Below are 19,751 nucleotides of genomic sequence, written 5' to 3' on the forward strand. Positions count from 1 at the left end.
GCGTCCTCACCTCGATGTCATCGCCCGGCCAGACGATCGCCCAGCGGATCGAAGACGGTGTGCCAATGCCCCGGATTGCTGGGTTCGCCCCATCCGGGCGATTGGAGCCCGGCCGTCGTGGTCCGGTTCATACCGGTAGCCAAACGTTCCGTCCGCTGCGCGTTGTTGACTGCCCGCCGAAAATTCCTGAACCAATTCGGGTTCCCGGGATCCGCTCGGAAACCGTCGTAAGCATCCGCTATCGGCCTGAATTCCGCATGTGCGATGGCGTCCATCATGCGGCCCGCATGCTCTGCCTTGAATTCGTCGTGGAGTTCCGTGGGTATAGCCGATCCATCGCTGTAATTCGGTATCGGCATCGCTTCCAGTATCGACTTCGCCTGATAGAGCTCGTAGTTCTCGTGAGCAGGATCGGCAATTCGAACCCCGGGACGGAGCGGATCATCGATCATATCGATATCGGGCAGCCTGAAGTTACCGTTCGCGACTTCCTGCAAGGCTTTGATCTTCGCTTCCGTCGCTTCTTCCAGATAACTACGCACATATTCCGCTTCCCCGCGATAACCAAGTTCACCGGGACCGGCCAGCTCGTCGAGACGAACATGCGCTTCCGCCTGCTCGCGATACAGATTCAGCGCCCGGTGCACGGTTCCGAAGTCGGAAACCACGTGGTCCATCGTGACGCCTGGATGCCCGCGCGCCAGCCCTTCCATCGAATTCCGCAGCCGCGAGGTCGAAGCGGCCAGGTACCCGAGATTGAGGCTCTTGAACGTGCTTTCGGGAGCGACCGCCAACATCCGGCCCCACGAATGAACCGCCCCGGCGTTGAGCCGCGAGTCCGTCAAACCCGCCATCTCCATCATGCCCAGTACGTCTCGGTGCGACACACCATGATCCAGCAGAGTTGTCAGCGCGGCGGTGGCACCCTGCGGAGTATTGAGCCCACCGTTCGCCACTGCGGCCGCGCGCGCCAGATCCCGCCACTGACGCCGATCGATCACCTGCTGCCGCTGGGCGTTGAGCCAATCGCGATGCGATTGATGCGCCACGCCGTGCTGCTGGGCAAGCAGCCAGTTGGGATCCGCCTGATTGATGACACCCGCCCGCTGCGCGACGAGCCAATCGGGGTCGGACTGGTTCGCCACGCTGGCTCGCTGAGCGGCGAGCCAACGAGGATCGGACTGATTCCGCCAAGCGGCTCGCATCGCCCGGTATTCCATGCGCGCATTACGCGACAACGGATGACGCACACCCCCGGCCAGCCATTCGGTCAACGGCGAGTTGGCAACCACGCCGAGAGCGCTCATGCCCTGCATCGCGGCAGTCGACATCAACAGGGCGTGACCGGCGATCCCCATACCGCCGCCACCCCCGCCGCCCCCACCCCCGAAGCCGGCCCCGGCGAAAGTCTGCCCATACCCCGCAACCCCACTCTGCACCGCCGACGAAATCTTCCCGGCGATCGCCTCCCCACCTTTCGTGATACTGTTCCCGATCCGGTCGAACTGGAAGATCATGATGACCATGACGGCCCCCGCGAGAATGATCACCGTGATCACCTGTCCCCCGGCCTTATCGAACAGATCGCCTATGAACAGGAGATAGAAAGCTATGAACACGATATAGGCGGTCATTCGCCACCCCGCGATGAAACCGTGCACCACATTCGATATCGTGAAACTCTGCGGCGGGCCGTACACGTATCCGCCCGCCGCGAATCCGACCAATGCGAGCACCCCGTGATATATCGCATCCAGAGCGGACCATACGACGTTTATGGATAGATACGCCGCGAACAGCAGCAGAATCCCACCGAACACCAGCAGCAGCAACCCGGCCCCGACCTGCCCCCAGGTCGGATGGTTGGTCGCGGCATAGGCGGCGGTATCCCCGCAGCTGCGCAGTCCACTCCTGACCTTGCCGTCGTCACCCGCGGTGATCCCCGCCGACCATGCCTGCTTACATGCCGCCTGATCGTCGACCACATGCCCAAAGTTCCACACCTGCAACGGTTTTCGAACCAGATTGTCCGTCAGGATGCCCTGCATGGATTTGACCAGCGTCGTCGAATCCTTGCTGTCCTCCCCGTTCAATCCGGCGGCCACCGCGACGCCGACATCGCGCCCCTTGGCCAGCAGCCCGTCCGAGGACAGCACCTCACCCAGCGGATCCGCCAGGAACACCGGACTCAGCACCGCCACCATGAGCATGGTCACGACCTGCATGGTCGCTTTGGAATGCAGGCCGCGTACCACGAAATAGGCGACGAACCCGCCGCCGATGGTGACCGCGGCGACGAAGACCACCGGCGTCGCCACCTGCCCGGCGAAACTCTTCGCGGCGCCGTGCAGCGGAGTGGCGATCATATCCAGCCACCCGAAACTCAGCGTCGAATCGATTCCCCAGATGGCCAGCTGATCGATGGCCAGCCACCCCACGGCGATCAGGCTGATCAACGAGCCCAGCACCGTATTGCCGGGATTGAAGATACTGCCGTGATCGATGACCATCGTGTAGTTCGCCAGCGGGACCCCCGACGAATCGGTGGTCCCCAATCCACTCGTGGCGCTGTTCCCGGAAAATCCGCCGTTCGGATCGATGAAGGCCGAGGCGATCCCGCCGATCACACCGGGAAAGACGAAGAGCGCGAACAGGATACCGACGATCCACGCGGTCCAGCGCCGTCGCCGGCTCGCCCTGATCCAGCCGCGATACCGCAGATACAGCGTGCGTGGTTGCCAGCGATCCGGATTCCAGAATTCCGGCTCCCCGATCGAACCGACCCACCGCGACAGTCGCGTGCGCACGGTGCCGCCGCCCGCGGTACTCACCGGGCTACCTGTCGTGCCGGTAATTCGGCCCGGCCACCCCCACCGGACGACGGCGTGCTGGTGATCGCCGCGGCCCGATCGTAGCGAGCGGGCCCGAGAATCTTGCCGCGGCCGATCCGGTTCAACGCGTCCCGCATGAACATCTCGCCGCGACGTTCCTCGGGCACCTGCCGCCCCGGCCCGACGGGCGGCGAGGTCTCCTCCCGCAACATCGACAGCAGGAACGGCGCCTGTTCCAGATCGACGCCGAGCCACTCCAGGCTGTTGCGCGCGAGCGTCTCGTCCCGCTGCCGGAACACGAAGCGGTTCGGAATGAGATTGTGTGCCGCACCCTGGAAGTCGGTGGCCGGATCGTGCGAGGCCAGCCCGATCGCGGCCAGGTGTTTACGGCCGTCACGACTGAAATCGGAGGTGACCGCCGATCCCACCTGGGTCTGGGTGAAGTGGTGCGCCTCGTCGCCGACGAGCAGTCCGAATCTGCCGTTGTCGGCCAGGAACGCCTCGCGCGCCGCGACACCCACCAGTTCGTAGAGCGCCGTGCCGAGCCGTTTGGTCAGCGGCAGCCGGTTGTACAGATGCGGTGTGACGAGTTCCTCGGCCGTCGGCAGCGCCAGATGGTGACTGCGCACCACGGTGGCCGCGGCGGTCAGGCTCAGCGGCGGCAGCTTCGGATCGAACAGCACCGGCATCCGATTCGCGACCGTCCCCAGCCGTGCGGCCAGATCCGCGTACTCCTCGGTGCTGCCGGGCTGATCCCGCAATCGGCAGATCACCTGGAACAGGTCGAGCATGCTCCGAATACCGTGCTCGGCAATGCCTTTCGGCGTCAGCAGGTTGCTGATCGCGGCGCCGGATCCGGAGGTCGGGGACAGATCCAGCAGCGGCAGGATGGTGTCCAGGGTCCGCTCACCGGCGATCCGGTCGTCGAACAGCCGCAGCGGATCCAGCGACACGGTCGGGTTGGCCAGATCGATGACGACCGCATTGTCGATGGATCTGGCGAAATGCTCCCATTCGCCCACTTGACTGCGATCTATGGCCAGGAACTGACCGCCCATGTCGTGCACCAGCACGGCCATGAGCTTCAGGAAATAGGACTTCCCCGAACCGAGTTCACCGGTCACCGCGAAGGATGCCGACAGATCGTGCAGCGCGGCCTCCATGATGCCGAAGTGGATCGGCTCGAAATGTCCGGACAGCAGATTGACGCCGATCACCGGACCACTGTCGTCACCCACCTGCGAGGTGTTGAACGGCACGAATCCGGCCCACATGTCCGAGGGCAGGATGTGGGCGAAATCGTCGAACGCCCGCCGCCGCGGACTGCCGGGCATCAGCATCGACCACAGATCGACCTGCGCGCCGACCGGCGTGGTCATCTCGATCTGGAAGCGTTTGTACTTGCGTTTGAGGCTGTTGACCGCGTCCATCGTGATCTCGCGGGTAGGCCCGCCGACCGCGATGACGGTGGTGAACGACACCTCCGATTCGCCGCCGTTCACCTCGAAATGCTGGTTGTACTCGCCCAGCATCCGCACCTTGGAGGCCAGGGTGTTCTGTGCGAACGAGACCTCCTGATCCCGCTGATCCATCTGCTCGCCCAGTCGCCGCAGACTCAGCTCGTTACCCTTGAGCACCTGATCGGCGGGCCGGGTCGAAATCCGCATCCCCCAGTCGACGGTGACCTCCGACATGCCGTCGAGCACGTTGAGAAATTCGCTGCCGCCGGGAAAAGCCATGCCCGCGTAGGGAAATGAATGCGGCGTCAGCATCGACTGATAGGACGGCATGAATTCGTAGTCCGGCTGCACCAGTTTGATCACCGGGATGAACGACGGCCGCAACCGGTGCGATCGGTCGGTGTTCGCGCCCTCGTCGAGCGCCGCGGACCGGAACACGGCCGCGGTCGCGTCGTCCAGGGCCTCGGCCTGGGTGGGCGCGAACGGATCTCCCGCCGCGCCACGCGACAGATAGTGCTCCCACAGCCATTGGAACAGCGCGGCGGGCACCGGCACCGGATCGAAATCACTGCCGATGCGGGACAGGATCTCCTGCGCCTTGTCCGCGTACTGGTCCAGTTCGGCGCGCGAGACCGCGGTGGCATCGATCGTGGTGGTGCTGCCACGCCACATCCGGGACAGGGCCGAGACGCCGGAGGTCGAGGCGGTGCCCACCGGGATCGTCAGCAGATAGATGCGGGTCTGCGGCATGATCAGCCGGATCCGCTCGTAGGAGGCGACGACCTCGTCGGCGTAGTCCTCGCATTCGTCAAGGTCGATACCCTCGACCATCTTGGTCAGGACGTCGATCGTGTTGAGCCGCGCCTGCACTCCCAGCAGCAGCGAACCGTTCGGCAGATTGGTGATCAGCGAATGATGCGCCATTTTCACGTCGAATTTGTCGGACGGCTTGCGCAGACCGTAGCCGAGCGGGTTGATGAAATATGTCGCGGTCACCAGTCCGGAATGGGTGAATTGCAGGTTCCCCCGAATGGCGGCGGTCGGCTGTAGTTCGCGTTCGAACGCCATCAGTCGCGCCCTCCGGATTCGATTGCGGCGCTGTCACTTCCGGACAGGGCCAGGGGCCATCGCGGCGCGGCGGCGCGCTCGATCTCACCACCGGGCAGGATGACGACCACGGACTCCTCCACGAACATCTCCGTGTCCGCCGAGTCGACATCGATCGGCACCCCCGACGCCGACACCGGCTTACGCACGAAGATCAACCGCCCCACCCACAGCACCCGCGAGGTCATCCGCACCCCCGTGTACGGCACCAGCCCCAGCCCGAACACGCTCACCCCCGTCACCGCCAACCCGACCACGAACGTCACCGCCGCGTTGATCGGCAGCACCATCGCGCACACCGAGCTGATCACCAGAAGTGTTGCGCCGCCGGCGATCTGGGGCAGGGTGTAGGGGCCGAAGGGGAGTTTCTGCCCGTTCTGCGCCTTCCCGATCATGGTCGGGACGCGTTTGATCGGGGTGAAGACCTTGACCGGGGTGGTCACTGGTAGCTGCCGATCGGGTGGTCGGGCACGATGTTGTTGGAGTCGACGCGCGCGTAGTTCACCAGCGTCGGCAGCAGCCAGAACAGCACCGCGGCCAGGATCGCCGAACCCGCGACCGCGATGATCCGCGACGGGGACAGCTTCGATTTCGCCGCCTCGGACAGCAGGATGCTCATGCCGATGATCGCGATCATGATGATGCCTCCCCAGCGCACCCATTGCAGGATGTAGACCAGGATGATGCTCAGTTGACTACCCATGGTGACTGCCCCTTCCGGATCAGTTCTGTTTCGCCGGTGGGACCTGCACCGCGCTGGACGGAGCGGTGGTGACCACGCTCGACGGGGAACTCTGTACCTGCGGCCCCTGGGTGGCGTCACCGACCACGACGGTCAGCGGATTCCGCAGTGGCGGAAGCGGATCGATGCTCTGCACCTGCCATTTGCCCGCGCTCAGGACCATCGTCAGCGGGTAGGCCAGCGTCGGAGCCGCGCCGTCGGTCGCCTTCGGATTCACCGTGGCCAGGATCCGGGCCGTCGCCCCGCTGGTGCCGCAACCGGAGTTCTCGGCGGCGACCATGGCGGTCTCGACCGAGACGAACGGGGCCGGGGTCGGCGCGACGATGCCGGAGTTCGGGACCGTGTACCGGGACAGGTCACCGGATCCGGTCAGGTAGGCGGTCAGGAATCCGGACACGACCTGCCCGAAGGGGCTGTCGGCATTGCACGAGTTCTGGTTCGCCAGAGCGAGATCCGAGCCGCGTCCCGGGGCGTCGACCGCGGCGGGCAGCGTCAACGCGCGCACTCGCCCGGCACCGACCGACACCGCGACCCGGTAGTACTGCCGCCCCGGCCCCGCGGACGCGGATTTGCTTGCGGCACTTGTGGTTCCACTGCTCGACGAGGTCGCGGCCGTACTCGCCGGGGCCGCGGCCGCCTTGCCCACCCGGGCCGAGATCGTCACCGCCCACACCTCGAGCTGCGGATTCGACACTTCCCGCTCGGCGAACACCACCGCCGGATCGGCCACCTGACGCCCGGTGGCGGGCAGCGTGACCTGCTGTCCGGAGCTCACATACTGGGCGATCTCGTCCTGCTGATTGGCCGACGCGCTCAGGTACGTCACCACGAAATCGCGGGCGAAGGACTCCGCGAGCTCCGAACGTCCGAGGATCTTCGTCGTCGTGTCGTCCGACGGGCCGCGCGGCGGTGTGGCGAACCAGCCCAGGATCGTGTGGCCGCCACCGAGGATCGCCAGCACGGCCAGAACGGCGACCACGACATTGTCACGGCGGCGGCGTGCGGCCATGCGGCGAAGGAGTTCATCGCCCGAATCCGCCGATCTGCCAAGCCCTGTCCGCACTCTCGGAATGGTAGATAACCTGGCCCTTTCCGAAGGCCCGGCTGCCCCCACCGCTGGGAAGGCCGGCGCTCAGGCGGGGCTGCGTTTGAGGTGTCCGGCGAGCCAGTGCCGCAGTTGATCGTCGTATCCGATCGGCGCGGACAGGTGCGTATCGGGGGGATGACGATGCGGTTCGAGCACCGGGACGTCATCGGCGACGCGCAGCAACTGCGCGATCGCCAGCTGCCTGCTCGAGTACCCGGGATAGGGGTAGAGCAGCAGCGTGGTCGGGGTGTAGTCGCCGGCGTAGTTGAGCGCCCGGACCGTCACGCTCGCGGTATCGCCGACGCGCACCCGATCACCCAGCTCGGCCAGGCGCGCCCGATCATCCGGATGGAAGACGTCGATGGGCCGGAACAGATAATCCCACCGCACCCACGGCGCCGGATCGGTCAGCCAGTGCGAGATGCTGGTGTGCTCGAGCTGCACGACCGCGAGATGTGTTCCGGCGCGGCGGTGCGCCTCGCGCAGGCCGATCCGTTCCAGGGCGGCCGAACCGATGGGGGCGTCGGCCGCGGACACGTCCTCGATCAGCAACCACGCGCCGCGCGTGCGCTGGTCGTCGCGGGCGCGGATGGTGATGCGCCAACGTCCCACGGGGCCGGACGTATTCGGCACGGTGGCCTCGAATTGCAGTTTGTCGCCGGGCTTCGGCTCGTAGAGCAGGTCGAGCACCTCCGCGTGCCGATCGAACGCCGACATCCGGTGGAACAGTCCCGCGATCGACATCCGGGGCAGGTATTCCTCGGCGGAGATGCCGGTCAGCTGCGTGATGCCGCTGGGCTGCTGCACGGTCTGGGTGGTCATGTCCCAGATCGCGCCCACCGCCGCGCGCGGCCGCGGTATCCGCGCGGTCGCGGGTCCGAGCCACAGCCGCATCGCGTGCACGTCACCGGCCGGGCCGAAGACCGGCCGGATCTTCAACTCGTGCGGGCCGGATCGGGTCGGGATCCGGACGTCCACCTCCTCGGCCTGATCGCGGGTGCGTCGCATGGCCTCGGCGAGACGGGCGGTGCTGAAGGTGTCGTACAACACCGGCATCTTGGTGAGCAGCCGTTGCAGGGCGCGTTGCCAGTCCGCGAACCCGCGTGGGTCCTCGCCCATCGACACCACCGACATCGCATCCGGTGTCAACGTTTCGATCGTCATCCATGGGATCACCACGCCGTTTCGCATCGAACTCGCCCGTATCAGCCGTTCTCCGGTGCCGTGGCCCCGACGACCACGATCAATACCAGTTCAATGTACCGTTATTTAGCGGTACATTCAACAGGTCACTCAACGGCTGATTCCGGACGCCGGGCGCTACTCCTCGGCCTGATCCGCACTCATCGCCAGCACCCCCGCCCCCGCCAGCGGGCCCAGGCCCTGAAGTTCCGAGGGCACCACGCGCAGCCCGGTCAGGAATCCGAGCCTGGCATGCGTCGCGACGGCCGCGGCCAGCGGTTTCCACAGCGCCGGACCGGATTCCGCCACCCGGCCACCCACCACGACCAGGTCGATATCCAGCAGCGGGGCGACCGAGGCGATCGCCCGGCCGAGCGCGGTACCGGCCCGGCCCATGGCCTCCACCGCGATCTCGTCGCCGATCTTGGCGGTTTCGGTCAGCGCGGCCAGCGAGTTCCCGGTCCAGCCCCGGCCCCGCGCCCAGCGCAGCAGCGCCGCCCCACCCGCGACGGATTCGAGGCAGCCGCGGCCACCGCATTCGCACGGGTCGTCGAAGCCCGGGACCTGCACATGTCCGAGGTTGCCGGCGTTACCGGTGCGCCCGACCACGACGAATCCACCCACCATCACACCGGCGCTGATCCGGTGCGACACTGTCACCGACATCGCGTCCATCACCGAGTGCGTCGCGCCGAAGGTGCGTTCGGCCAGGCCCAGGCACACACCGTCGATGGCGAGCCGGACCACCGCGACGGGAAACAGCTTCTGCACCGCCTCCACGATCGCGAAACCCGTCTGCCACTCGGCGATATCGATCGGGGCGATCACCCCGGCGCTCATATCGATCGGTCCCGCCGAGGCGATCCCCACGGCCGTGACCTCCTCGTCCGCGGCCACGTCGAGCAGCAGGTCGCGGCAGGCGTCCCAGACCCCCTCGGCCGGAATCGGAATCCGCTGGATGTCCTCGTCGTCGGCATCCTCGGCCACCGGGCCCACCGCGAAACCCTCGGGACCGATCTCCAACGCCAGTATCGTCATGAATTACCCACCACCACAGTATGATTCGCCGTCAGTTCCCGGAGACCGTCACTCGTCGGTCCCGGTCGGCGCGAGCCGATGCCCGAGCACGATACGCCGCCGCGGCGTGGGCGGCGCGGGCTCGGTGCACACCGGACGCGCACCGTTGCGGATGATGCGCAGCGGTCGTTTGTGGTCGATCGGCGCGACGCGATGCCGGTCCAGGTTCTCCACCACCCGGCCCGCGGCGTCGTAGGCGACGCCGGCCCAGATCATGGCCCGGGGGCCGCTGCCGCGCTCGATCAGGGATTCGGCCAGCTGGCGGCAGTTGGTGAACAGCGGGCATTCGGCGCAGATCCGCACGGCCGAGCGCCAGGAGTCCGGATTTCCGGCGTCCATATCCCAGTCGTCGGGACCGTCCGCACACGGCGGCCGATACGCGGGGCGGCCGTGGATCGCCGAAAGCTGTTTCGGCACATGCGATTCGAGGGCAGTGCGGGTGGTCTGCACGGTGGTCATGGGTCGCCTCCGGGGACGCCGAGACACACGCCGCGACGCGGGCGCGTTGTCATGGTTGATCGGGCATCAGGGCTGCTCGACAGTCCCCGGAATCCGGCAGCAATGCCGCCGTACTCCGCACGTTAACCCAGACCTCGCCCTGCGGCAACCCCTTTGATCGCTGCACAACGGCTCATCACCCAGGTGCGGATTTCATGCCCCGTTATACAACGGTCCAAATACCAACGTCCCATGTCACGCGGATATCGCGAATCCCACGACAACCTCGTGTCGAATCCCCCGACAACAGCCGCCCTGGACGACCGAGCAAATACCGAGCCGACGCTCAGCGCTCGGTCGACATCGGCGGTTCGACCGGCTCCACACCCAGTTCCACCGAGTACGCGCGATTCAGTTCGGCCCACCCGTGATTCATCGCCTCCGCCCCGACGATCGGCCCTACAGGCGTACCGGCCAGCAGCAACTCCGCGACATCCAGGCACATGTGCCACCCTGCGGCCATCATCGCGGCCTGCGCCCGATCGGACAGCAGATGCGTCAGCCGAACCGTTGTGCCGCCGTCACTTTCGCTCAACTCCCACCGCAAAACCTCACCGCCCCAGGTGTATTCGAGCAGCCGCGGCCGCTCCACCCGCGAAACCTCCCCCGGCAGTTCGAGTTTCGCCTCCCCGTCGATCATGATCAGGGTAACCGCCCCGACCGCCGCCAACGACCGATCGGCCGTATAGGGCGCCCACTGGGCCAACTCCCCCGGCTCGGTCGACGCCGCCCACACCGCCTCCGCCGCATGCGGAAACGCCCGCGTGAACACCAGCGCCCACCGCCCGTCCTCCCGCACCAACTCGACCTGCCGCAACGGACCCGGCCGATAGGACTGCGCACTCATCAGGACTGTTCCTTTCCATCGAGACGACCCGCGTGCTTACCCACCTCGTGCAGATGACGCAGCGCCTGCGAATACGACTCCAGCAGCCCGGTCTCGCAGTACGGCACGTCGCGTTCGGCGCAGAACTCGATCACCATCGGACGAACGTGACGCAAGTTCGGCCGCGGCATCGAGGGGAACAGGTGATGCTCGATCTGATAGTTCAAGCCGCCCATGGCGATATCGATGACGCGACCACCCCGCACATTGCGCGAGGTCAGCACCTGCCGCCGCAGGAAGTCCACCGACTCGTCCTCGCCCAGCACCGCCATCCCCTTGTGATTCGGCGCGAAGGTGCAGCCCATGAACAACCCGAACAGCCCCTGGTTCACCGCGATGAACGCCAGCGCCTTACCCGGCGGCAGCACCGTCGCGACCAGCGCCAGATACCCGACCACGTGCGCGGCCAGCAGCAACGCCTCCCAGCCGCGATTGCGGATCGGCCACCACAGCACGGCCTTCACGCTCGCGCCGTGCAGACTCAGCCCCTCCAGCAGCAGCATCGGGAAGAACAGCCACCCCTGATACCGGAAGATCAGCCGCCGCAGCCCCCGCCCGACGGCCGCGCGCGCACCGGAATGGGCCAGCACGCCCATGATGTCCGGATCGGCCCCCTCGGTGTTGGGGTGCGCGTGATGCCGGTTGTGGTTGCTGGTCCACCAGCCGACGCTAACCCCGATGCACAGATTCCCGGCGATCAACCCGAACAGGTGGTTCGCCCGCCAGGTGCGGAAGATCTGCCGATGCCCGGCGTCGTGTCCCAGGAACGCGAACTGCGTGAATATCGCGGCCAACACCGCCGCGGTGACCAACTGCCACCACGAGTCGCCCACCACGACGAACACCACCCACCCGGCCACCAGCGCGGTCATCGCGATCGCACCGAGCCGCAGGTAGTACCGCACCCGCCGTTCCAGCAGACCCGCCGACCGCACCCGCCGCATCAGCGTCGCGTACTCACTGCCGCGAGTCCCGATCGAATCGGACTGCGCCACAGCGCCTTCGGCCGACACGTTCACTTCCGGACCGGATTGCAGCGCAACCCCGCCCGCCGGATACTCCATTACCACGCGCGTCCGCCGTTCTGCTCCGACTTGGTTCTCCAGGATCCGCGCCACCGCACCCGCGGCTCGCACACACGGACAACAGGATCCCTCGACGACACATCCAGCAGGTGAACAGGCACCTGGCTCGACATCACATCTGTGCGACGCCCCGAGCCTAATGCCACCGCGCCCGATCCGCCCACGGCGGTCGTCGTGCGTCCATCGTCCCGCATCCGGGCGTCGGATGCGCGGCGCACCTACGCCGAAGGGCCGCCCCGATCCGGAAACCGGGGCGGCCCAAGGGAATTCGTCTACATCTGGGGCAGTGAGTCACCCTGCACGAGTTCGATGTCGAGCTCGACCTTCACCGTGGTGCCGACCGCGGCGATACCCGCGCGCACCATGGCGTTGTAATCGATCGCGAAATCGTTCCGGTGCAGTTGCATCTCGGCGTGGAACGCCGCGCGCACCCCGCCCCACGGGTCGGGACCGTACCCGCCGTAGGTGATGTCCAGCTCGATCGGGCGGACCTGGCCGTGCAGGCTCAGCTCGCCCGGCATCACCAGCCGGTCACCGCCGACGCGGCGGAAACCACTGCCGGTGAACGAGATCAACGGGAACTTCTCCGCGTCCAGGAAGTCCGCCGACCGCAGATGGTCGTCGCGCATCCCGATACCGGTGTCGATGCTCGCGGTCTTGATCTCGGCGAAACCCGTCGAATTCTCCAGGGTGTCGGCGATGTTCAGCCGTCCGCTCACCTCGGTGAAATTCGCCTTGATGCTCGCGATACCGAGGTGCCGCGCGGTCGCGACCACCATGGAGTGCACCGGATCGATGGTCCACGGCCCGGCCGGCGGGGCCGGGTTGGTCCCGGCCTCCGCCGCCAGCACGATCTGTCCCAACCGCCCGGAACCGTCCGCGCCGACCCGCGCCACCTGCGCGGTCGGCTGGTATCCGGGCGCGGTGATGATCGCGGTGCACACACCCGCGGGCAGCGGCTCGGTGGCCACGTCCCCGGTCTCGTTCGCGGTCGCCCGAGCGAGCTGACGGCCGGTCAGATCGGTCACCGTCAGCACCGCCTCGGGTACCGGCCACCCTTCGGTGGTGTGAATTCGTGCCGTCAATCCACTCATGACTGCTTTGCCGCCTCCTCGTATCCGAGCCGCACGTCGTGGCTGATCTCGCCGCCCGCGACGGTGACCTGACTGGTCACCGGCGGGTAGCCGCTGGCCACCACGGTGTATTCGCCCTCGGGCAGATCCGAGACCAGGTAGTGGCCCTCGGCGTCGGTCCGCGCGGTCGCGACCGGCGATCCGTTCACGTCCAGCACCGTCACCTGCGCGTCCGGCACCGCGCGACCGTTGGCCCAGGCCGCACCGGACAGCACCGTCATCGCCGAGAGTTCGATGTCGTGCCGCAACTGCCCGCTCTCGGGCACCGTCAACGTCAGCGCGTTGGGCCGCATGTGATCGGCCACCGCGACCAGGGTGTAGACCCCGGACACCACGCCGTGGCAGACGTACGCGCCGTCCTGTCCGGTGACCGCCGCGCCGACGACCTCGCCGCGCATATCGGTCAGCGTCACCGTGGCCGCGGGCAGCGGCTCACCGCGCCCGGCCGCGCGCACCACGCCGGACAGTTCGCCCGAACCCTGCAACGCCACGTCCAGCGACTGCGATCCGCTGCCGACCGTGACGTTCACCGCGGAGGGCTGATGCCCGGCCGCCGAGACGATCAGCACATAGCTGCCCGAGGTCGGCGCGCCGATCGTGTAACCGCCCTCACCGTCACCGGTCGCCCGGGAGACCTGGTGACCGCGCGTATCGATCAGCGTGAGCGCGGCACCGGCCACCGCCCGCCCGTCCTCGCGCCTGACCCGGCCGCCGATCGTGCGAACCTCACCGTCCGCCGAGGCGAATCCGGCCGAAGAACTCCTGATGGCCATCTGTGACACCGCCGTTCCATTCGTATACGCAGCCGCACCGTTGCCATTGCGTTCGATCGCGGCATGCCTGCCCGCGACCGCACCGGCCAGCACCGGCTCCGGCTCGGAGAGCGCCTGTGCCGCACCCTCCCAAACCTGACTTTCCTCCCAAGAGTTCTCGGTCGCGTCGATCGGCTCATCGGCCTTCGGCGCAGCGGCCTTGGGGTCCGCAAGTGGGATTTCCTTCATGAACAGCAGCACCAGGCACGCCACCAGCGCCACGCCGGACGCGGCCCAGAACACGCCGTGCAGGGAGTTGGTGAAGCCGATCAGGATCGGATCCTTCACCACCGCCGGCAGAGCGGCGATACCGCTGGTATTGCTCTGGATGCTGCCGAGCTTGGACGCGTCGAACCCGGCGGGCAGATGACCGCCGAACGCATCGATGATCTTGTTCGGCAGCAGGTTGAACATGATCGTCAGGAAGACCGCGACACCCAGGGTGCCGCCCATCTGCCGGAAGAACGTCGCCGACGCGGTGGACACACCCATATCGGTGCGCGGGCCCGCGTTCTGCGCCGCGATGATCAACGTCTGCATACAGCCGCCCAGGCCCAGGCCGATGATGCCGCTGTACAGCAGGGGCTGCCAGATCGCGCTGTCGTAGTGCACCTGCGAGTACAGCAGCGCGCCCAGCGCGATCACGAACGTACCGACCACCGGCAGCACCTTGTACCGCCCGGTGAACCGAGTGACCTGCCCGGAGATCAGCGAACCGATCATGATGCCCGCCACCAGCGGCAGCATCAGCAGACCCGCCGAGGTCGGCGAGTAGCCGCGCACCACCTGCCAGTACAGCGGCACCATCGAGATCGCACCGAACATCGCGACACCGACGATGAAACCACCGGCGATGACGACGCTGAAGGTCGAGTTCTTGAACAGCCGCAGCGGGATCAGCGCCGCGTCCTTCATCAGGTATTCGACGAAGATGAACAGGATCAGCCCGACCGCGCCGATGGCGTAGCAGATGATCGACTTGCTCTCGCCCCAGCCCCAGGACCGGCCCTGCTCCGCGACGATCAGCAGCGGGACCACACATATCGCCAGGGCTACCGCGCCCCACCAGTCGACCTTGTGACTCTGCCTTCGATGTGGCACGTTCAGCACTCGCGCCACCACCCCCAGCGCGACGATGCCGATCGGCACGTTGACCAGGAACACCCAGCGCCAGCCCTCGAGGCCCCACAGGTGGTCGAAGCCGGAGAACCAGCCGCCCAGCACCGGGCCCAGCACCGTGGAGATGCCGAACACCATCATGAAATAGCCCTGGTAGCGCACGCGCTCACGGGCCGGGACGATGTCACCGATGATGGTCATCGCCAGCGACATCAGACCACCGGCGCCCAGACCCTGGAAGGCCCGGAATCCGGCGAGTTCGTACATCGAGGTGGCGAACGTACAGGCCGCCGAGCCGATGACGAAGATGCCGATAGCGGTGAGGAAGAACGGCTTTCGGCCGTAGATGTCGGCGAGTTTGCCGTACAGCGGGGTGCTGATGGTCGCGGTGATCAGATATGCCGTGGTGGCCCAGGCCTGCTGATCGAAGCCGTGCAGGCTGTTGGCGATCCGGACGATCGCCACGCTCACGATGTTCTGATCCAGCGCCGCCAGGAACATGCCCAGCAGCAAGCCCGACAGAACCGTCAGAACCTGACGGTGGGAGAGGAACATACTCTCCTCCGCCGGTTCTGGCCGGGCCACCGGCGCTTCGGTTGTCGAAGTCGTCATAGTTGTTCAAACCCTATTTCGGTTCGGCTGTACACAGCGATGGGGTTGTCTCGATGTCGGCGTTGAGCCGGTCGAGAAGTGTGATGAGATCGGACCGCTCAGTCGCGGGCCAGTCGGCCAGGATTCCGGCGAGCCAGAGGTTCCGTTGCCGACGGTTCTCTTCGAAGACGCGCACCCCCTCCTCGGTGGCGGCGAGCACGCAGGCACGGCCGTCGACGGGGTCCGCCCGGCGTTCGACCATGCCGTGCGTGACGAGGGATCGGGTCTGCCTGCTGATGGTGGAGGTCTCGGCGTGCAGCAGTTCGGCGATCTTGCCGGTACGCTGCGGGCCTTCCTGGACCAGGCAGAACAGCACCGCGTAGGCGAGTCTGTCCAATCCGTCCGGACCGTGTTTGGACATCTGGGTCTTCGCACGGCTCAGTGCCCGCATGAACCGGACCAGCTGGGTGCCGAGCCGATCGGCGTCGTCGAGGACGGCACTGCCGGGGCTGGCGGCAGATACCTCGGGGTCGAGGCCGACGATGGTCATGGGGATTCACCTTCTCCCATAGATCTACAGACTTTGGTTAGCGCATACAACTAGTTGCCAAGGACAACTATACATACGCCCAGGCACCACATCGCAAACTGCGTCCTTGGCCTCCGCTCCGCTCCGGCGGGTCGGGGCCCCCGAAGGGCCGATTCTTCCCTCCTCCGCTCCTCCGCTTCGCTCCCCCGCTCCGTCAGTCCAGAATCGGCCCGGGCCCCGACCTTTGGAGTTGGCGTTATCGAGGGTTGGCGGAACTGGGCGCCCTCGGATCAGTGCTATTCATCACAGGATCGGACCGAGCGCACCGACACAGCTCATTCGTTACCGCCGGGCAAAAGGACGGTCATTTGTCCAACACATCCGCACCGCGATTTCATCCCGATTTCACCCGGTTCCTCGCACCGGAACCGGCCCGCTATCGCGCCGGGATCTCCCGGGCCGCCTCGTTGACGAAGCGGTGGACCAGGGCGAAGGGCAGCGGATGATCGGTGTACGCGGTGAAGACGAACTCCCCGGACACCTCCTGCTCGAACGCCTCGAGCACGATACCGCGCCCCGGTGAGGGGCCGACGTCCTCGAGTTCCCAGCCCAGGGTGTCCCGCTCACCGCTGCCGGTGACCTTCCACACCACGTAGTACCGCCCGCCGTACTCCCACCGCGGCGAAACCGCTTGCGACAGCGCGGGATCCGACATCGCCGGTCAGTCCGATCCGGCGGCGCGCAGGAACAGCACCCGGTCGCCGTAGTCGGCCAGCGCGTGCGCCTGCCCGGCCTGCCGGATACCGCTGGTGGGCAGATTGGTGAGTTTGGAGAATGTCGCGGTGTTGCCGAACGCCGCGCGCACCTGCGTCTCCGAGGCGTAGTCGGCGCCGTAGTCGGCCAGCACCGCGAAGTTCAAGGGGGCCAACGGTTTGTCCAACGCGGGCTGACCGGCCGGACGCCCCAGCGCGGCGTACTGGGTGGCCACACCTTCGGCGTACCAGCACAATTCGTAGGACATGTGCTCGGTGGTGTTCACCGTGATCACCGGCCACTTCTGCGAAAGTCGCAGGGCCAGTGGGTTTCTGCCGCCCGGGGTGAGTTCCCAGTACAGGCTGGCCACCGCGATCCAGCTGCCGCCGCAGCGTTCCACGAGCACCACGTCGTCACCGAGGGTCTCGGCCAGGTTCATCTCGGGATCAGGTATGTGCCAATGGGATTCGTGCACACCCTGGAACGAGGTGCTGGTGGCGGGCCGCACGTCGTCGGCCGCGTAGGCGGCCAGCACCGCCGCCCGCACCTGCGCCACCGCGTCCGGACTGGTGCAGCGCACCGCGATCGCGCCGAAGGAGGTGGCGATCTCCACCGGTTTGGACGGCAGATCCGGAAGTGCCCCGGCCGCAAGGGGTTTCAGGCCGACCAGGCCGAGCTTCCAGTTGATCTCCTCGATCGTCGAGAGGTCACCGGAGGTCTGGTAGAGGATCTGCTGCTGGGTCAGATAGCCCGCGCGCTCGAGCGTCTGGCATTCCAACTTCCCCAGTGCGGCAACGGTTTTGCCGGTGAAGTCGAGTTCGGCGATGGGCGTCGCGCGCAACCGGCTCGTCATCGGCTGGGTGGTCCACGCCGAATACCGTTCGCGATACATCGCCAGCGCCTGCTTGCGCGAGCGGCCGATCATCAACGTGCGCAACAACATGTTCAGGCTGGCCAGGTAGTACCGACCGGACTGTTCGGGGTCCGCCGCGAACAGACCCGCGCGAATGCGCACGGCCTCGGCACTGGCGTCCACGGCCGCGGCCGGATCCAACCGGCACAGCCACACACCACATTTGGACAACCCGTCGGCACACACCGCCGCCGCGGCCGGATACTTCTGCGCCACCTGGTGATACGCGTCGCACGCCTGCCGAATGGTCGAGGTCGCGAGCTCACGATGGCCGATGGTGCGCGCGGCCTCCTCGAACAGCCGCAGCGCCTCCTGCACCTGCCCGGCGAACTGCGCGGTGACCTGCCCGCGGATCAGCCAGCGCAGCCGGATCAGCACGGCCTCCTGCGCCGGTTCCAGCGAGGCCGGGGACCGATCCCGATCCGACCCGTCCTGCTTCGTCGCGATCAGGGCGCGGGCGAAGTCGCACAGCGTCGCGGCCAGCCGCAGATCGGCCTCGGCCGAGCGCTCCTGGGTGGCGGCACGCCTGTCCTGCGCCACCTGGCGCTCGATGGTGCTCAGCTCCATCGCAATCCCAACTCCCGCATACCCTTCCACGCACGGCCGTCGAGCGGCCGCATCGTGCGGTGCCGAGTCTGCCACAGATCCCCCCGCCGCATGGACCGGACCGGCCCCCCGATCCCGGCCACACCCGGTCACTCGCCGCGGCCACACCCGATCAAATCTCCGGCCTCGGCCAATCGCTCCTCCGACCGCACTCGGTCACTCGCCGCGGCCACACCCGATCAAATCTCCGGCCTCGGCCAATCGCTCCTCCGGCCGCACTCGGTCACTCGCCTTGGCCGCACCCGATCAAATTTCCGGCCTCTGCTGATCTCGCTCCCCCGGCCGCCCCCAAACGCTCCCCTGGCAGCACCCGATCGATTCCGCGGCCTCGGCCGGTCGTCTCCCCGCGCCCCGGTCGGCGGGACCGGTCGATCGCCCGCCCGCCCGATCGGCCGAGCGCGAATCCGTGTTAACTTATTGCCCGAGATATTCGTTGCGCATCATCGAGAAGGCTGGGTCATGACGGTTGTTCGCAGTGCACTGGTCACCGGCGGCTCACGCGGTATCGGCGCGGAGGTCGCCCGCCGCCTGGCCGGGGAGGGCTACGCGGTGACCATCGCCGCGCGCACCGCCGACACCCTCGAGCAGACCGCCCAGCAGATCCGCGACGAGACCGGCGCGCAGGTCCATCCGTTCGCGGCCAACATGGCCGACGAGGCGCAGATCACCGCCCTGGTCGACGCGCACGCCGAGCGGTTCGGCGGCCTGGACCTGCTGGTGCTCAACGCCGGAACCGGCAGCGTGGGCGCGGTCGCGGAGCTGACCGCCAAGCACCGCGACCGGATGCTGGACGTCAACTTCCGCGCCCCGCTGACGCTGATCCAGGCCGCACTGCCGCTGCTGCGCAAGAACGCCGAGGCCGACCCCCGGCGCGGCGCCAAGATCGTCGCACTGGCCTCCATCACCGGCGTCGCCGGCGAGGCGGGCCTGGCCCTCTACGGCGCCACCAAGGCCGCGCTGATCTCCCTGTGCGAGACGGTCTCGCTGGAGGAATCCGCGCGCGGCGTCAGCGCCACCGCGATCTCCCCCGGCTACGTCGACACCGATATGACCGCGTGGAAGCACGGTGAACTCGAGCCGTCCGCCATGCTCCCCACCGCCGACATCGCCGAAATGGTGCTGGCGATCTCGCGCCTGTCCGCCCGCGCGGTGGTGCCCAATATCGTCATCTCCCGCTTCGGCGACCAACTCTGGCGCGCCTGAGCATTCGCATCCACGGATCGGGCGAATCCGGTATGCCGGAACGGCCTGCTCCGGCATACCGGTGTATTCACAGCGCTCGGGCGAGCCGCTCCGGAACGCCATCCGTGGCACGCCTGAGACTGCGGCGTACCCGGGAC

Annotated in this window: 16 protein-coding genes; 1 reads left to right on the forward strand and 15 read right to left on the reverse strand. The window is 67.1% G+C overall.

Translation table 11 applies throughout. The features are described 5' to 3' along the window. Positions 1-17: 17 nt before the first annotated feature. The 15 genes from NRB20_RS33400 to NRB20_RS33470 all read right to left on the reverse strand — a co-directional run bounded on the left by NRB20_RS33400 (position 18) and on the right by NRB20_RS33470 (position 18,372). Positions 18-2,831, reverse strand: coding sequence for a hypothetical protein (locus tag NRB20_RS33400; protein ID WP_153415415.1), 2,814 nt, complete (start codon positions 2,829-2,831; stop codon positions 18-20). Then, the gene (locus NRB20_RS33405) at positions 2,828-5,359 is read right to left on the reverse strand and encodes an ATP-binding protein (protein WP_153415416.1); all 2,532 of its coding nucleotides are present in this window, start codon (positions 5,357-5,359) and stop codon (positions 2,828-2,830) included. The genes NRB20_RS33400 and NRB20_RS33405 overlap by 4 nt, the downstream gene beginning before the upstream one ends. Then, positions 5,359-5,841, reverse strand: a complete 483-nt coding sequence (locus NRB20_RS33410; RefSeq protein WP_194290101.1) for a hypothetical protein — start codon at positions 5,839-5,841, stop codon at positions 5,359-5,361. Before NRB20_RS33410 ends, NRB20_RS33405 begins: the two co-directional genes overlap by 1 nt. After that, a complete protein-coding gene (locus NRB20_RS33415) occupies positions 5,838-6,101 on the reverse strand; it encodes a hypothetical protein (protein ID WP_153415417.1) in 264 nt (87 codons plus the stop codon). The genes NRB20_RS33410 and NRB20_RS33415 overlap by 4 nt, the downstream gene beginning before the upstream one ends. Before the next feature lie 19 nt (positions 6,102-6,120). Further along, positions 6,121-7,203, reverse strand: a complete 1,083-nt coding sequence (locus NRB20_RS33420) for a conjugal transfer protein (RefSeq protein WP_319945723.1) — start codon at positions 7,201-7,203, stop codon at positions 6,121-6,123. A 69-nt stretch (positions 7,204-7,272) separates the two neighbouring features. Next, the gene (locus NRB20_RS33425; protein WP_153415418.1) at positions 7,273-8,391 is read right to left on the reverse strand and encodes a GAF domain-containing protein; all 1,119 of its coding nucleotides are present in this window, start codon (positions 8,389-8,391) and stop codon (positions 7,273-7,275) included. A 156-nt stretch (positions 8,392-8,547) separates the two neighbouring features. Beyond that, entirely contained in the window at positions 8,548-9,447 is a 900-nt protein-coding gene (locus tag NRB20_RS33430; protein ID WP_153415419.1) for an ROK family protein, read from the reverse strand. 48 nt (positions 9,448-9,495) lie between these two features. Continuing rightward, positions 9,496-9,945 carry a hypothetical protein gene (locus tag NRB20_RS33435; protein ID WP_153415420.1) on the reverse strand — a complete coding sequence of 150 codons (450 nt, stop codon included), beginning with the start codon at positions 9,943-9,945 and terminating at the stop codon, positions 9,496-9,498. A gap of 325 nt (positions 9,946-10,270) precedes the next feature. Next, positions 10,271-10,831, reverse strand: a complete 561-nt coding sequence (locus NRB20_RS33440) for an SRPBCC family protein (protein WP_153415421.1) — start codon at positions 10,829-10,831, stop codon at positions 10,271-10,273. Further along, positions 10,831-11,934 carry a fatty acid desaturase family protein gene (locus tag NRB20_RS33445; protein WP_153415422.1) on the reverse strand — a complete coding sequence of 368 codons (1,104 nt, stop codon included), beginning with the start codon at positions 11,932-11,934 and terminating at the stop codon, positions 10,831-10,833. The genes NRB20_RS33440 and NRB20_RS33445 overlap by 1 nt, the downstream gene beginning before the upstream one ends. Before the next feature lie 293 nt (positions 11,935-12,227). Further along, complete coding sequence (locus NRB20_RS33450) at positions 12,228-13,049, reverse strand: YceI family protein (protein WP_153415423.1); 822 nt, start codon at positions 13,047-13,049, stop codon at positions 12,228-12,230. Further along, a complete protein-coding gene (locus NRB20_RS33455) occupies positions 13,046-15,631 on the reverse strand; it encodes an MFS transporter (protein ID WP_153415424.1) in 2,586 nt (861 codons plus the stop codon). The genes NRB20_RS33450 and NRB20_RS33455 overlap by 4 nt, the downstream gene beginning before the upstream one ends. 13 nt (positions 15,632-15,644) lie before the next feature. Then, positions 15,645-16,160, reverse strand: a complete 516-nt coding sequence (locus NRB20_RS33460) for a MarR family winged helix-turn-helix transcriptional regulator (RefSeq protein ID WP_153415425.1) — start codon at positions 16,158-16,160, stop codon at positions 15,645-15,647. Positions 16,161-16,575: 415 nt separating this feature from the next. Further along, positions 16,576-16,854, reverse strand: a complete 279-nt coding sequence (locus tag NRB20_RS33465) for a hypothetical protein (protein WP_153415426.1) — start codon at positions 16,852-16,854, stop codon at positions 16,576-16,578. Between the two features lie 6 nt (positions 16,855-16,860). Continuing rightward, the gene (locus NRB20_RS33470; RefSeq protein WP_153415427.1) at positions 16,861-18,372 is read right to left on the reverse strand and encodes a hypothetical protein; all 1,512 of its coding nucleotides are present in this window, start codon (positions 18,370-18,372) and stop codon (positions 16,861-16,863) included. Positions 18,373-18,870: 498 nt separating this feature from the next. Here NRB20_RS33470 and NRB20_RS33475 point away from each other — a divergent pair, with 498 nt between their 5' ends. Continuing rightward, positions 18,871-19,614 (forward strand): SDR family oxidoreductase, encoded by a 744-nt coding sequence (locus tag NRB20_RS33475; RefSeq protein WP_153415428.1) that lies wholly within the window; start codon positions 18,871-18,873, stop codon positions 19,612-19,614. Positions 19,615-19,751: the final 137 nt, after the last annotated feature.

Origin of the sequence: Nocardia macrotermitis (assembly GCF_009604405.1) — a bacterium.
In the GTDB taxonomy this organism is placed as follows: Bacteria; Actinomycetota; Actinomycetes; order Mycobacteriales; family Mycobacteriaceae; genus Nocardia; species Nocardia macrotermitis.